This window comes from Actinomadura litoris (assembly GCF_009733595.1).
GTDB classification, from domain to species: domain Bacteria; phylum Actinomycetota; class Actinomycetes; order Streptosporangiales; family Streptosporangiaceae; genus Spirillospora; species Spirillospora litoris.
In genome coordinates this window covers 931,566-944,555 of record NZ_WOFH01000001.1, presented here as the reverse complement: position 1 = coordinate 944,555, position 12,990 = coordinate 931,566, and the positions used below count along the sequence as shown (strand labels likewise).

The window sequence follows — 12,990 nt, the reverse complement described above, 5'->3', positions numbered from 1 at the left end:
GCGCTCCTCAGACCAGCGAGTAGCGGACGGGCAGCCGCTTCAGTCCGCCGACGAACGTCGTCGCGATGCTCTCCGGCGTCCCGGCGAGCTCGATCGACCCGAGCCTCGGCACCAGCTCCTCGAAGAACGCGCGGACCTCGATCCGCGCGAGCGCCGCGCCCAGGCAGTAGTGCACGCCGAACCCGAACGCCAGGTGCTTGTTCGGGTCGCGGCCGACGTCGAAGGCGAACGGGTCCTTGAAGACGTCCTCGTCCCGGTTCGCCGAAGGGTAGGACAGCAGCAGCGAATCGCCCTCGGGGATCGTGACGCCGTGCAGCTCGTAGTCGCGCGCGGCCGTCCGCATGAACTCCTTCACGGGCGTGACCCAGCGGATCATCTCGTCCACGGCGAGGGGCATCAGCCCGGGTTCGGCGCGGAGCCGTTCGAGCTGGTCCGGATGCTCGACGAGCGCGTGCAGCCCGCCCGCGATCACCGCGCTCGTCGTGTCGTGCCCGGCGGTCGCGACGATGACGTAGTAGGACGCGGTGTCGAAGTCGTTCAGCGGCTCGCCGTCGACCCGGGCGTTGGCGATGGCCGAGGCCAGGTCGTCGGTCGGCCGCGCGCGCCGCGCCTCGGTGAGCCCCTGGAAGTAGGCGAAGAAGTCCAGCAGCACCTCCACCTTCTCCTCGCTGGTGGTGCCGCGCTGCAACTCGTCGTCGTCACCGCCGAACAGCTCCTGGGTGAGCTTCAGCATCCGGTCGAAGTCGCTCTCAGGTAGACCGAGCAGCGACAGGATCACATAGAGCGGGAAATGCACCGCGACCTGCCGCGCGAAGTCGCACTCGCCGCCGAACTCCACCATGCGGTCGACGTAGCGGCGGGCCAGCTCCCGGACGCGCGGCTCCAGCGCCCGCATCGCGCGCGGCCGGAACCAGTCGGCGCCGATCGCTCGGATGACCCGGTGGTCGGGGTCGTCCATGTGGATGAGCGTGCGCAGCGCGATGCCCTGCTCCTGCCGCTGCCGGTTGATCTCGTCGAACTCGGCGGTGGCGAGCAGCGGACGCGGCGCGTTGAGGAACACCTCGTGCTCGCGCTCGACCTCCATGATGTCGGCGTGCCGCGTGACGGCCCAGAACGGGTTGTACCCGGGCGCCTCGACGCGGTGCACCGGCGACTCGCGGCGCAGCAGCGCGAGCGCGTCGTGCAGCCGCCGTTCGTCGGCGTAGCAGGCGGGGTCCGCGAGCGCGCGGCCCGCCTCGTCCACGGTCAAGATCATGTGGTCGGCTCCTCCGTCGTTGCCCGCACGCAACGGGACCTGGGAGCCGCTTCCCGGCCCGGCGCACCCACCGTGCCGTACCCCCGGGCGAACCGCTGCGCGCCCTCACCGCATTTTCCAGGGTGCGGCGCGGATGGCCATACCTCGCGTTCCGCGCGTCGCCGCCGGGTAAGGCGGTTCTCCGAGGTCGGTCGGCACGTGCCACAGGGGAAGACGGCGTGCGGAAGAGAGCGGAGGCCCCTTCGCGGCGCACGACCGGCGGGTAGGGTTTTGGTCAGACATGACCTCTCACCCCCTGGAGATCCGGCCGCTCACCGCCCGATCGGTGGTGCTGAGCACGCTGCTGGGCGTCCACCCGCCCCGGCTCCCCGCCCGCTACCTCGTGCGCGCCGGTGACCTGTTCGGCATCGCGGAGGGCACGATCCGGGTGGCGCTGTCGCGGATGGTCGCCTCGGGCGACCTCGTCCAGGACGAGGGCATGTACGCGCTGACCGAGCGCCTCCTCGCCCGGCAGGCCCGCCAGGACGAGAGCCGCCTGCCGCACACCCGCGACTGGGACGGCACCTGGGAGATCGCCGTCATCACCGCCGAGCGCCGTCCCGCCACCGAGCGCGCCGCGCTCCGCCAGGCGATGTCCGGGCTGCGGTTCGCCGAACTCCGCGAGGGCACCTGGCTGCGTCCGGCGAACCTGATCCGCCCGCGTCCGGGGACCGTGGTGCGGCAGTGCACGTTCCTCACCGCGCGCCCCGAGGCCGACCCCGTCGCGCTCGCCGCGTCGCTGTGGGACCTGGGCGGCTGGGCGGCCTCCGCCCGCGCCCTGCTCGACGCCCTCCACCGCGCCGCCACGACGCCCGAGAAGTTCACGCTCGCGGCCGCCGCGCTCCGCCACCTCCTGCGGGACCCGATCCTGCCGCCGGAACTGCTTCCCCGTGAGTGGCCGGGCCCCGACCTGCGCTCCCTCTACGAGCGCTTCGAGGCCGACTTCGAGCAGCTGCTGACGCACAGGGTGCTCTCCTGAGCGTCCCGGCTCACAGGGCCTGGTAGCCCCCTTCGACGATCACCTTGGCGACGGCCTCGTAGTCGGCCGGATTGTCGGGGACGGTGGTCGCGAGCCCGTCCACATACCGGTTGAACATGCAGAACGCCGCCGCTATCAGGACGGTGTCGTGCAGTTCCAGATCGGTCGCCCCGGCGGCCCGCGCCGCCGCGATGTCCTCCGGACGGACGTCCTGCCCGCTCGCCTGGACCGCTCCGGCCACCCGCAGCAGCGCCCGCAGCTTCTCGGGGATCGGCGCGCCCTCCAGATCGGCGCGGACACGGTCGACCAGCTCCATGCCCTCGGGAAGCTGCGCCGCCGCGAACGCCGAATGCGACGACGCGCAGAAGTCGCAGTCGTTGAGGGAGGACACATAGGCCGCGATCAGCTCGCGCGCGCCGCGCGTCAGCGTGCTCGGCCCCCGCAGCAGGATCTCGGCCAGCTCGTTCATCGGTCGCGCGGTCTCGGGACGGTAGGCGAACAGCGACAGGATGCCCGGGGCGTCGTTTCCGAGGGCGATGTGCGGCACGGGTTCCTCCTGGGTGTCGATACACACAGGATGGGGGCGGACGGGCCGACTTGCCTGAATCGTGATCTAGATGGCCTTGTCCGGTCAGGGATTCCTCGGCAGAGTCACGGTGGCCCGCACTGGCGCGGGAGACGTCGGGAGGTAGACGGATGGCCTCGGTGTTGGACGGGATGCTCCGCCGCAAACCCATCGAGCAGATCGACGACGAACACGCCCCCTCCGGCCTCACCCGGACGCTGGGGCTGTGGCAGCTCACCGCGATCGGCGTCGGCGGGATCATCGGCGCCGGGATCTTCTCGCTGGCCGGCGCGGTCGCGAACGAGAAGGCCGGACCCGGCGTCCTGATCTCGTTCCTCGTCGCCGGCATCGCGAGTGCGGCGGCGGCGTTCTCCTACGCGGAGTTCGCCGGGCTCATCCCGCGCGCCGGGTCCGCCTACACCTACGGGTACGCGGTGCTCGGCGAGTTCACCGGCTGGGCGATCGGCTGGGACCTGCTGCTGGAGTACACCGCGATCGTGGCGGTGGTCGCGATCGGCATCTCCGGCTACTTCAACGACCTGCTCGGCTTCCTGGACATCGACCTGCCGCTGTGGATGGTCGGCGCGCCCGGCACCGAACCCAAGGGCGTCGCGGACGGCAGCTACAAGGTCAACCTGTTCGCCGCCCTGCTCTGCCTGCTGATCGCCTGGATCCTCAACCTCGGCATGAAGAACGCCGCCCGGTTCGAGACCGCGCTGGTCTACCTCAAGGTCGGCATCGTCCTGCTGGTCATCGTCGTCGGCGTCTTCAAGATCCACAGCGGGAACTACTCGCCGTTCCTGCCCTTCGGCTGGTCGGGGGCCTTCACCGGGGCCGCGACCGTCTTCTTCGCCGTCTTCGGCTACGACGCGATGTCGACCGCCGCCGAGGAGTCGCAGGAGGCCCGCAAGCACATGCCGAAGGCGATCATCTACTCGCTCGCGATCTCGATGGTCCTGTACGTCCTGGCCTGCCTGGTCCTCACCGGCATGGTCGACTACCGCGACATCGACCCGAACGCGGCGTTCTCCTCCGCCTTCGACTCCGTCGGCATGGACGCGCTCGGCGCCGTCATCGCGGTCGGCGCGATCCTCGGCGTGCTGACGGTCCTGTTCACGTTCATGATGGGCGCCACCCGCGTCTGGTTCTCGATGAGCCGCGACGGCCTGCTCCCCGCCTGGTTCGCCAAGACCCACGCGACCCGCCACGTCCCGACCCGCATCACCTGGATCCTCGGCGCCGGATCGGCGGTCATCGCCGGATTCCTGCCCATCGCGGAAGCGGCCGAGCTCACCAACATCGGCATTCTGCTGGCCTTCATCGTCGTCTGCATCGCCGTGATCGTCCTGCGTTACAAGCGCCCCGACCTGCCCCGCGAGTTCCGCACCCCCGGCATGCCGGTCGTGCCCGTCATCGGCGTCGTCTTCTCGATCTGGCTGATCACCTTCCTCCAGTGGGAAACCTGGGTGCGCTTCGCGGTGTGGTTCGCCCTCGGCTGCCTCGTCTACTTCGCCTACAGCCGCTTCAGGTCGCACCTGAACGCCGAGGACGCGTCCCGTTGACGGAGGAAGTCGGCATCGAAGGAATCGAACACCGACGCAAATGACCGCATGATTCGAAGCGGTCGGGAACGGCTTCGGACCGAGCACGGCGCATCGGTGGCGGCGGCCCCAGGGATACGTTTCCCGCTGGGGCCGCGGCGACCGGCTACGACCTCTTGATCTGGACGCGGTAGACGAACTCGCCCCACAGATGCACCGGCCCGCGATGCCAGGAGACCTCGACCGCGCGACCGTTCACGTCGATGGCGACGTGGTAGAGCTCGAAGACCGGCTGGTCGTCCTGGATGTCGAAGAATTCCTGCTCACCGCCCGTCGGAGGCCGGGACAGCGTCAGGTACTCGTCGGCGTAGACCTCCTCGTGCCCGAGGTCCTTCATCGTGGTGAGCATGCCGCCGGTCGGCTGGGTGAGGTCCTCCAGCCGCGTGCCGAACGCGATCTCGCCGGGAATGTAGGACGGCGCCTTCTGCACGAGGGTGTCGTCGGCGTACATGTCGCGGTCGCGGACCAGGACCTGGGCGTCCTGGTCGATGCCGAGGAACTCGGCGATCCTGGCCGGCGGCACCTCCCGGCGCACGCTGGTCTCCGAGCGCGGCGTCATTCCCTGACGGCGCACCTCGGCGGCGAACCCGCCGCGATCCTCGACGCGTTTCGCCTCGTTGTATCGATCGCGTGCGTCCCTGGTGATCTGGGGCATGTGGGTCACCTTCGTCTTTCGTCCTTGGCCCAAGCTGAGCAAGCCCTGCCTGCGCAGTCCTTGAAGCGCGCGGTTGATCGTACTGTCGCTCACGCCGAACTCGGCCGCGAGCGCGCGCTGGCTGGGGAAATCCGAGCCCCGGGGGTACGGCGAGTTCTCTCTGAGAATCCGATCTCGCAGGACTGCCGCGATGTCGTTGGCACTCAGACCCGCCATGCGCGTGCTTCCTCCACTCTTCGGCAACTTCCCCGATCAGTTGCGCCGAACAATCACTCAGTGGCCGAACTGATTGAAGCTCATGCCGCTTCCGACATGGTTGGTTGACCAGTCCGTCCGGGGTCCAGCACTCTGAGCGAGACAACGAACGTTTAAGCAGTGAAGCACACCAACGAAGATCCCCACCAGAATCCCCCCGGACCCGGAGTTTCCGATGACGTTAGACCAGTCCAAAAGCGGAGAAATCCCCCCACGAATCACCAATCACAACTATTCCCCCACGTCCCAACAAACTCCGCAGTCGGCCGAGGCGCAGCCGTACGACGTCGAGGTGAGCTGGCTCCGGGCCGTGGTCGAGGTGCTCGACGCGGCCGGCGGGTTCAAGACCTCGATCAGGCAGCCGTTCGGAACCGGGGCGCCCTTCCTCCACGTCGTGGGCGAGAGCGGCGGCCGGTTCGCCGAGACCGTCCGCACCCGCCGCCTCGACGGCGGCGGAGGGGTCCGGGGCGTCTGGTCCTGGGGCGAGGACATCGCGGGCGGCGGCGACGCGCGGGAGGCGGCGAGGGCGATCAGCAGGGTCGTCAACCCCCGCATGTGACCCGGCGACCGGGGGAAAGGCGCGACGCCTACAAGGGGCGCGGGGAAAGGCACAACGCCGACAGTGGGCGTGGAGAAAAGGGCACGGCGCCCTCTAGGACGCGAGGGAAAGGTTCTGAGCACGATCCCGGCCTAGAGGGCGCCGTGGTCTTCGGGGGTCAGGCGCGGGCGTTGTCGAATCGGGTCTTGACGTCGGTCCAGTTGACGAGGGACCAGAGCTTCTGGACGTAGTCGGGGCGCACGTTGCGGTACTGGAGGTAGTAGGCGTGCTCCCAGGCGTCGAAGACCAGCAGCGGGGTGGTGTTCAGGCCGACGTTGCCGTGGTGGTCGTAGACCTGCTCGACGACCAGGCGGCGGCTGAGGGGCTCCCAGGCGAGGATGCCCCAGCCCGAGCCCTGCACCAGGGACGTGGCGCTCGACAGCTGCTTCTGGAACGCCTCGAACGAGCCGAAGTGCTCGTCGATCGCGGCGGCCAGCTCGCCGTCGGGGCGGTCGCCGCCGTCCGGGGAGAGGTTGTCCCAGAAGATCGAGTGCAGGACGTGCCCGGACAGGTTGAACGCGAACGTCTTCTCCAGGCCGACCAGGCCGCCGTACTGCTCCTTGTCGCGTGCCTCGGCGAGCTTCTCCAGCGTGTCGTTGGCGCCCTTGACGTAGGCGGCGTGGTGCTTGGAGTGGTGCAGCTCCAGGATCTCGCCGGTGATCGCCGGTTCCAGGGCCGCGTAGTCGTAGGGAAGGTCGGGAAGCGTGTAGTCAGCCATACCGCCACTATTGCAAATGACTTGCAGGTACGTCTAACTCGCACCCCCGGACGCGGCGGAGCCCGGCCCCGTCGGGGCCGGGCTCCGGAGTGGTCAGTGGCGGCGGCCGCCGCGCACCCGTGCGAGGAGGCCGCGCACCTTCGCCTGCGTGCGCGGGTCCCTCGCGGCGCGTTCGGCTCGTGCGCGCGCCTTGCGTCCCTGGGGGCTGTTGATGAATCGTCTGATGCGGTCGATGGCAGATGCCACGTTCAGCCTCCTCGGCCTGGCCTTGTCCGTTCAACGGATGCCCTGCCTGGAAAGTTCTGAACACATCGCCCCCGCCGAATGCGGCGGGGGCGGTCCAGCACGGGCCTCAAACCCTACATGTAGGCGAGCGGACTTTGGTGGGCCCCAGATGTTGGGCGTGTCCCGGCTTCTTCCAAAGGGCGCCTCCACATCCGGCGCCGCGGGTGGGACGATGGGTCGGTGCTCCCGCAACCACTGCTCCGCACGGCGCGCTCGACGGTGTTCGCCACCGTCTGCGTGACGCTGGCGGCGGTGGGGCACTCCCTCTCGTCCCGGGACGTGGTGCCCGCGTGGGCGGTGCTGACCGGGTTCGCCGCTGTATTGGGTGTATCGCTGACCCTCGCCGGGCATGAGCGGTCGCTCGCGACGCTCCTGGGCGGGCTCCTCGGCGGGCAGTTCGCGCTGCACACGCTGTTCGGCGCCGCGACCCAGCCCATGATCCACCACGCCTCGGATGCGCATCCGGCGGCGCGCGGGTCGGGTGTGTCGATGACGCTCGCGCACGTCGCCGCCGCCGTCCTCGCGGCGCTGTGGCTGCGGCGGGGCGAGCGGGCGGCGTGGTCGCTGGCGCGGCGGCTGGCCGAGCGGCCGGTCCCGCTGCCGAGGCTGCTCGTGGTCGAACCGGTCGCGCCGGTCGTCCGTATCAGGGTCGTGGCGGCGGACGCCGTCGCGTCGATCGGCGAGGTGCTGCGGCACCAGGTCTTCCGGCGCGGGCCGCCGGACCGTTCGAGGGCGCTCGCCTGGGGCTGAGCGCCACACGCCACCGGACGCGGCGCGCGTCCGGCTCTTTCACCTGCGTCTCGAACGGAAAACGACCATGCCTGCTGTCTTCGCTCTGCCCACCGTCTCAGCCCGCCGCCTGTCGACGGTCGGCGCCCTGGCCGCGCTGTCGGTCTTCGGGCTCGCCACCGCCGCGTCCGCCCATGTCACCGTGAACCCCGGGACCGCCGAGCAGGGCGGGTTCACCAAGGTCTCCTTCCGGGTGCCGAACGAGCGCGACGACGCCTCGACCACCAAGGTCCAGGTGGACCTGCCGACCGACACGCCGGTCGCGTTCGTGTCGGTCCGACCCGTCCCCGGCTGGACGGTGAAGGTGGAGAAGTCCAAGCTCAAGACCCCCGTGGAGATGGAGGGGTCCAAGCTCACCGAGGCCGTCTCGCGGATCACCTGGAGCGGCGGCAAGATCGACGCCGGGCAGTTCCAGGAGTTCGACGTGTCGATGGGCCCGCTGCCCTCGAACGCCACCCGGATGCTCTTCAAGGCCGAGCAGACCTACACGGGCGGCGAGGTCGTCAAGTGGGACCAGGACCCGGGCGACGGGCAGAACGAGCCCGAGCACCCGGCGCCGGAGTTGAAGCTGACGCCGAAGGGCGCCGCGCAGGCCGCCGCGACCGGGCCGACCGCCCAGGTGAAGCCCGCCGCCGCGGCGCCCGCCGAGGAGGACGCGAGCGACGGCACCGCGCGGGTGCTCGGCGGCATCGGCGTCGCGGTCGGCGTGATCGGGCTCGGCGTCGGCGGGTACGGCCTGTCCCGCGCGCGGAGCCGGGCATGATCGCGCGGGTCGCGGCGGCGGCGGCCGCCGCCGGGCTGGTGACGGCGCTCGGCGCCGCCCCGGCGTCGGCGCACACGACGCTGAGGTCGGCGACCCCGGCGCCGAACTCGACCGGGGCCGCGCCGTCCAAGATCGTCCTGACCTACGCCGACCCGGTGATGGTGCCGCAGATCGTGCTGACCGACGGCGCGGGCACGCGGCACGCGGCGGGCAAGGCGGAGGCGGTCGACAACACGGTCACCGTGCCGGTCACCGAGAGCCTGCCGGGCGGGCGGTACACGGTCGGGTGGCGCGTCGTCGCGTCGGACGGCCACCCCGTCACGGGCACGTTCAGGTTCACGGTGCAGGGCGCGGGCGGCGGCGTCTCGGCCGCCGGGGTGGCGACGCCGGAGCCCGAGGACGGCTCGGGCGGCTCGTTCGGCTGGCTGTGGATCGGGCTCGGCGCGCTGCTGGTCGCGCTCGCGGGCGGCGGCGTCGTCTGGGCCAGGCGCGCCCGGGGGTGACCTACCCGGGCCTCCGGTCGGGTGATTACACCGTTACGTCCATTACGCTACGTTGGTCACCCGACCGGACGCCAGGGGGAGCCGCGATGATCGTCGAATATGTCCGCTACCGGATCGACCCCGGGGAGGCGGAGGCGTTCGAGGCCGCCTACGCCGAGGCCGCCGTCGAGCTGTCGGCCGCGCCGCAGTGCGTGGACTACGAGCTGTCGCGGTGCGTCGACGAGCCCGCGTCCTACGTCCTGCGCATCCGCTGGACGTCCGCCGAGGACCACATGGAGGGCTTCCGCGGCGGCGAGCACTTCCCCGCGTTCTTCTCCGCGATCAAGCCCTACGTGAAGCGGATCGAGGAGATGCGGCACTACGAGCGGACGGGTGTGCGCGGCACCGGCTCGTCCGTCCCGACCCTGTACGAGTGGGCGGGCGGCGCCGAGGCGTTCGAGCGGCTCACCGAGGTCTTCTACGCGCGGGTCGTCGAGGACGACGTGATCGGCCCGCTGTTCGCCCACATGGACGCCGGGCATCCGCACTACGTCGCGCTGTGGCTGGCCGAGGTCTTCCGCGGTCCCGAGCGCTACAGCGGTGAGCGCGGCGGCTACGCCCACATGGTGCGGCAGCACCTCGGCCGGGCCATCACCGAGCCGCAGCGGCGCCGCTGGGTGAGCCTGCTCATGGACGCCGCGGACGAGGTCGGCCTGCCCTCCGACCCCGAGTTCCGCGCCGCGTTCACCGGCTACATCGAGTGGGGCACGCGGATCGCCGTCGAGAACTCCCAACCCGACGCCAGGCCGCCGCTCCAGGCCCCGATGCCGCACTGGGACTGGGGCGTGGCTCCGCCGTACATCCCCAAGCCGTGACACAGTCTCCTGGTCGCTGTCCGCTCCTGGGACGAGGGGGTTGATGAATATGGCCCGCGCCGGGCTTCGTCGGCATGCCCTCACCCGGGCCGCGCGGGACTGAGCGCGGCCCGGTCGTCCGATACGACCAGGAGCTTCGCTTGTCCGTTCCAGACCAGCCCTTTCCAGACCAGCCCTTTCCGGGCCTGACCACCATCGAACTGTGCACCGCCCGGCTCGCGCTGCGCGCGTGGACGTCCGAAGAGGTGTCCGCCGTCACCGGCGGCGCCCGGCTCGCCCACTGGGCCGGCGACTTCCCCGCCGACGGCGACCGCGTCATAGCGGGCCTCGTCGCCGAGACGCCGTCCGCGTTCGGCGAGTACGGCCAGCGCCAGATCGTCGAACGCGCGACCGGCCTCGTCGTCGGCTCCGCCGGGCTCTTCTGGCCGCCCGCCGGAGGCGCCGTCGAGTTCGGCTACGGCGTCGTCCCGTCCCGGCGGGGCCGCGGCTACGCCACCGAGGCGGCCCGCGCCCTCGTCGCGTTCGCCCTGACCGCGCCCGGCGTGGACAGGGTCACGGCGTCGGCCGAGACGTCCAACCCGGCGTCGGTCCGCGTGCTGGAGAACGCGGGACTGCGCCGTGTGGAAGGCGACGTGGACGGCGACGTGGACGGCGACGCCGAGACCGTCCGGTACACCACCTGACCGCCCGGCCCCGGCGCGGCCCGCGCCGGGGCCCTCCTATGTTTTCGCTGTTCAGCGTGGGTACCGCACCGCCATGGGCTATGTGAGAACGCACGATGACGAACAGATCTACTACAAGGACTGGGGGACGGGGCGCCCCGTGGTGTTCATCCACGGGTGGCCGCTGAACTCCGACGCCTGGGACGACCAGATGCGGCACGTGGCCGAGAACGGGTTCCGCGGCGTCGCCCACGACCGGAGGGGGCACGGCCGGTCGAGTCAGCCGTTCGACGGCTACGACTTCGACACGTTCGCCAACGACCTCTCCGCCCTGCTCGAAACCCTCGACCTGCGCGACGTCACGCTCGTCGGGCACTCGATGGGCGGTGGCGAACTCGCCCGGTACGTCGGGCGGCACGGCACCGGCCGCGTCCGCCAGGCGGTGCTGCTGTCGGCGATCACGCCGCTGATGCTCCAGGGGCCCGACAACCCCGAGGGCGTCCCCGCGCAGGCGTTCGAGGAGATCAAGAAGGGTCTCCTCAGCGAGCGCTCGCAATACTGGCGAGACGCCTCGGAGGCGTTCTTCAGCGCCGATCCCGGCGGCAAGGCGACGCAGGGCAACCGTGACGCCTTCTGGTTCATGGCCATGCACGAGAACCTCCAGGCGGGCCTGAAGTGCGTGGACGCCTTCGCGCGGACCGACTTCCATGACGATCTGCGCAGGTTCGACGTCCCGACGCTGGTGGTGCACGGCGACGACGATCGGATCGTCCCGCTGGAGGCCACCGGCCGCAAGGCGGCGGAGCTGATCTCCGACGCGACCCTGAAGGTGTACGAGGGCGGCTCGCACGGCATCGGGATGGTGCCCGGCGACAAGGAGCGGTTCAACTCCGACCTGCTGGAGTTCCTCAAGAGCTGACGCCGCCGGGCCGGCGGGAACAGGTCCCGCCGGCCCGGCACCGGGGTCAGGCGGCGGTCCGCACCTCGACGGGCGGGATCTTCGCCAGGCACGCCGTGTCGCCGACCTCCAGGTCGCGCAGGAAGGCGGATTCGATACCGGCGACACAGCCGGTCGGCTCCCCCTCGGCGACGTGACCGGTGTTCGGCACCTCCAGGACGGACGCGCGGCGGAACTGGCGCGCGGCGAGCCGTCCCTCCTCGGTCGGGGTGTTGGGGTCCAGGTCGCCCGACACGACCAGGACCGGGACGTCGGGCAGCCGGCCGCGCACGGGCCGGGTGGCGGGCGTCCGGCCGGGCCAGCGGACGCAGGTGTTCCCCCGGTCCTCGATCGCGCTCGTCCAGGCCGTCTTGCCGAACGGCCAGAACTCCTCGTCCGGCAGGGCGGCGCGTCCGGCCGCGTACTGCCGCAGGCGGGTCCCGACCGGCGCGGCGCGGTCCCACAGCGTCGGGTAGTCGTTGCACATCACGGCCGCGGCGTGCGCCGTGTTGAACCTCTCCTCCTCCGCGCCCGGGGCGCGGCGCGCGGACGATCCGCTCATCGGCTCGGCCTCGCGGGCGGCCTCGACCAGCGGGGCGTTGTCGCCGCGCAGCGCCGCTCCGACCGCGTACGGGAGGTTCCCGATCGTCTCGGCGGAGCCCTCCGTCCCGCCGCTGTAGACGATCGCGGCCAGCGCGGTGTCATCGACGACGCGCCGTGCGCCGTCCGGCGTCGTGTAGGGGACGGGCCGCTCGGCCAGCCGGTCCGAGAGCCGGTCGATGTCGCGCAGGACGGCGCGCCCGTCGCAGGCGCCGCCGCTCCGCTCGCACAGCAGGCCGATCGTGCGGCGCGCGGCGCGGGCGTTGGGACGCGCCCACATGTCGAAGCCGATCGGATACGCGCTGGACAGCACGATCGACCGCACCCGCTTCGAGTGCCGCTGGGCGTAGACCGTCATCAGGTAGGTGCCGTAGGACTCGCCGAGCAGGTCCAGCCGGTCGACGCCCAGCCTCGCCCGGACGGCGTCGATGTCGTCGGCGGTCTCGGCGGAGGTGTAGCCGTCGGCGCGCGCTCCGAGGGCCGTCCCGCAGGCGCCGATCGCGCGGACGAACCCGTCGCGGGTCGCGGGCATCCCGCCGAAGCCGCAGTCGAGCGAGTCGGAGCGGCCGACCCCGCGCGGCTCGACCAGCAGCAGGTCGTGGTCGCGCAGCAGGCCCGCGAACGCCTGGGCGTACATCGGGGCGTAGGCGAGGGCGGAGTCGCCGGGCCCGCCCGGGTTGACGGTGAAGGTCCCCTTCGCCGGACGGGACGTGTCGCGATGCCGGATCACCGCGTAGGCGACGGTCGTCCGTCCCAGCTCGGGACGCGACCGCACCAGCGGCACCCGCAGCGTTCCGCACTCGGCGCCCGGCACCGCGACGCAGTCGTCGCGGACGCCCGCGTCGGCGGCCCCCGGCACGGCCGCGACGCCGCCCGCGACGACCGCGCACACGGCCGCCGGCACGCCGATCCTCCTCAAGATCTTCCTCATC

15 protein-coding genes and 1 pseudogene are annotated in these 12,990 nt (G+C 71.4%); 9 read left to right on the top strand and 7 right to left on the bottom strand.

Translation table 11 applies throughout. The annotated features are described in order from the left end of the window. Positions 1 to 7: 7 nt before the first annotated feature. A complete protein-coding gene (locus GNZ18_RS04145; protein ID WP_156214670.1) occupies positions 8 to 1,255 on the bottom strand; it encodes a cytochrome P450 in 1,248 nt (415 codons plus the stop codon). 280 nt (positions 1,256 to 1,535) lie between these two features. On the opposite strand from GNZ18_RS04145, the gene GNZ18_RS04140 reads away from it, so the two are divergent. Continuing rightward, the gene (locus GNZ18_RS04140) at positions 1,536 to 2,273 is read left to right on the top strand and encodes a PaaX family transcriptional regulator C-terminal domain-containing protein (RefSeq protein ID WP_156214669.1); all 738 of its coding nucleotides are present in this window, start codon (positions 1,536 to 1,538) and stop codon (positions 2,271 to 2,273) included. 10 nt (positions 2,274 to 2,283) lie between these two features. On the opposite strand, the gene GNZ18_RS04135 is transcribed toward GNZ18_RS04140, so the two are convergent. Then, positions 2,284 to 2,820 (bottom strand): carboxymuconolactone decarboxylase family protein, encoded by a 537-nt coding sequence (locus tag GNZ18_RS04135; protein ID WP_214615955.1) that lies wholly within the window; start codon positions 2,818 to 2,820, stop codon positions 2,284 to 2,286. A gap of 149 nt (positions 2,821 to 2,969) precedes the next feature. Between GNZ18_RS04135 and GNZ18_RS04130 the strand changes: the two genes are divergently transcribed. Then, positions 2,970 to 4,400 carry an amino acid permease gene (locus tag GNZ18_RS04130; protein WP_156214668.1) on the top strand — a complete coding sequence of 477 codons (1,431 nt, stop codon included), beginning with the start codon at positions 2,970 to 2,972 and terminating at the stop codon, positions 4,398 to 4,400. A gap of 145 nt (positions 4,401 to 4,545) precedes the next feature. Here GNZ18_RS04130 and GNZ18_RS04125 read toward each other — a convergent pair whose 3' ends face one another. Both GNZ18_RS04125 and GNZ18_RS44000 read right to left on the bottom strand, forming a co-directional pair. Next, positions 4,546 to 5,094: a UTRA domain-containing protein gene (locus tag GNZ18_RS04125; protein WP_242882412.1), complete on the bottom strand. Its 549-nt coding sequence runs from the start codon at positions 5,092 to 5,094 to the stop codon at positions 4,546 to 4,548. 18 nt (positions 5,095 to 5,112) lie between these two features. After that, positions 5,113 to 5,310 (bottom strand): annotated as a pseudogene (locus GNZ18_RS44000) (GntR family transcriptional regulator); the annotation flags it as partial. A 331-nt stretch (positions 5,311 to 5,641) separates the two neighbouring features. Here GNZ18_RS44000 and GNZ18_RS04120 point away from each other — a divergent pair. Next, positions 5,642 to 5,908, top strand: coding sequence for a hypothetical protein (locus GNZ18_RS04120; RefSeq protein WP_156214666.1), 267 nt, complete (start codon positions 5,642 to 5,644; stop codon positions 5,906 to 5,908). 157 nt (positions 5,909 to 6,065) lie between these two features. Here GNZ18_RS04120 and GNZ18_RS04115 read toward each other — a convergent pair whose 3' ends face one another. Both GNZ18_RS04115 and GNZ18_RS40710 read right to left on the bottom strand, forming a co-directional pair. After that, complete coding sequence (locus GNZ18_RS04115; RefSeq protein WP_156214665.1) at positions 6,066 to 6,665, bottom strand: superoxide dismutase; 600 nt, start codon at positions 6,663 to 6,665, stop codon at positions 6,066 to 6,068. Positions 6,666 to 6,758: 93 nt separating this feature from the next. Beyond that, positions 6,759 to 6,911 carry a hypothetical protein gene (locus tag GNZ18_RS40710; RefSeq protein WP_173390635.1) on the bottom strand — a complete coding sequence of 51 codons (153 nt, stop codon included), beginning with the start codon at positions 6,909 to 6,911 and terminating at the stop codon, positions 6,759 to 6,761. Between the two features lie 219 nt (positions 6,912 to 7,130). Between GNZ18_RS40710 and GNZ18_RS04110 the strand changes: the two genes are divergently transcribed. The 6 genes from GNZ18_RS04110 (at position 7,131) to GNZ18_RS04085 (ending at position 11,440) form a co-directional block, all read left to right on the top strand. Next, positions 7,131 to 7,700 (top strand): MFS transporter, encoded by a 570-nt coding sequence (locus GNZ18_RS04110; protein ID WP_156214664.1) that lies wholly within the window; start codon positions 7,131 to 7,133, stop codon positions 7,698 to 7,700. Positions 7,701 to 7,767: 67 nt separating this feature from the next. Further along, complete coding sequence (locus GNZ18_RS04105; protein WP_156214663.1) at positions 7,768 to 8,502, top strand: YcnI family copper-binding membrane protein; 735 nt, start codon at positions 7,768 to 7,770, stop codon at positions 8,500 to 8,502. Beyond that, complete coding sequence (locus GNZ18_RS04100; RefSeq protein ID WP_156214662.1) at positions 8,499 to 9,005, top strand: copper resistance CopC family protein; 507 nt, start codon at positions 8,499 to 8,501, stop codon at positions 9,003 to 9,005. The genes GNZ18_RS04105 and GNZ18_RS04100 overlap by 4 nt, the downstream gene beginning before the upstream one ends. An 86-nt stretch (positions 9,006 to 9,091) precedes the next feature. Beyond that, complete coding sequence (locus GNZ18_RS04095) at positions 9,092 to 9,859, top strand: group II truncated hemoglobin (RefSeq protein ID WP_156214661.1); 768 nt, start codon at positions 9,092 to 9,094, stop codon at positions 9,857 to 9,859. A 140-nt stretch (positions 9,860 to 9,999) separates the two neighbouring features. Next, complete coding sequence (locus GNZ18_RS04090; RefSeq protein WP_246249349.1) at positions 10,000 to 10,542, top strand: GNAT family N-acetyltransferase; 543 nt, start codon at positions 10,000 to 10,002, stop codon at positions 10,540 to 10,542. Positions 10,543 to 10,615: 73 nt separating this feature from the next. After that, entirely contained in the window at positions 10,616 to 11,440 is an 825-nt protein-coding gene (locus GNZ18_RS04085) for an alpha/beta fold hydrolase (RefSeq protein ID WP_156214659.1), read from the top strand. 46 nt (positions 11,441 to 11,486) lie between these two features. Here the strand turns inward: GNZ18_RS04085 and GNZ18_RS04080 are convergent, their stop codons facing one another. After that, positions 11,487 to 12,989, bottom strand: coding sequence for an alpha/beta fold hydrolase (locus tag GNZ18_RS04080; protein WP_173390634.1), 1,503 nt, complete (start codon positions 12,987 to 12,989; stop codon positions 11,487 to 11,489). Between the last annotated feature and the right edge of the window lies 1 nt (position 12,990).

Bases quoted from the DNA above. Each gene is read 5' to 3' on its own strand.
- GNZ18_RS04145 (WP_156214670.1), bottom strand. From the start codon at position 1,255: ATGATCTTGACCGTGGACGAGGCGGGCCGCGCGCTCGCGGACCCCGCC.
- GNZ18_RS04140 (WP_156214669.1), top strand. From the start codon at position 1,536: ATGACCTCTCACCCCCTGGAGATCCGGCCGCTCACCGCCCGATCGGTG.
- GNZ18_RS04130 (WP_156214668.1), top strand. From the start codon at position 2,970: ATGGCCTCGGTGTTGGACGGGATGCTCCGCCGCAAACCCATCGAGCAG.
- GNZ18_RS04125 (WP_242882412.1), bottom strand. From the start codon at position 5,094: ATGCCCCAGATCACCAGGGACGCACGCGATCGATACAACGAGGCGAAA.
- GNZ18_RS04115 (WP_156214665.1), bottom strand. From the start codon at position 6,665: ATGGCTGACTACACGCTTCCCGACCTTCCCTACGACTACGCGGCCCTG.
- GNZ18_RS04105 (WP_156214663.1), top strand. From the start codon at position 7,768: ATGCCTGCTGTCTTCGCTCTGCCCACCGTCTCAGCCCGCCGCCTGTCG.
- GNZ18_RS04100 (WP_156214662.1), top strand. From the start codon at position 8,499: ATGATCGCGCGGGTCGCGGCGGCGGCGGCCGCCGCCGGGCTGGTGACG.
- GNZ18_RS04095 (WP_156214661.1), top strand. From the start codon at position 9,092: ATGATCGTCGAATATGTCCGCTACCGGATCGACCCCGGGGAGGCGGAG.
- GNZ18_RS04085 (WP_156214659.1), top strand. From the start codon at position 10,616: ATGGGCTATGTGAGAACGCACGATGACGAACAGATCTACTACAAGGAC.
- GNZ18_RS04080 (WP_173390634.1), bottom strand. From the start codon at position 12,989: ATGAGGAAGATCTTGAGGAGGATCGGCGTGCCGGCGGCCGTGTGCGCG.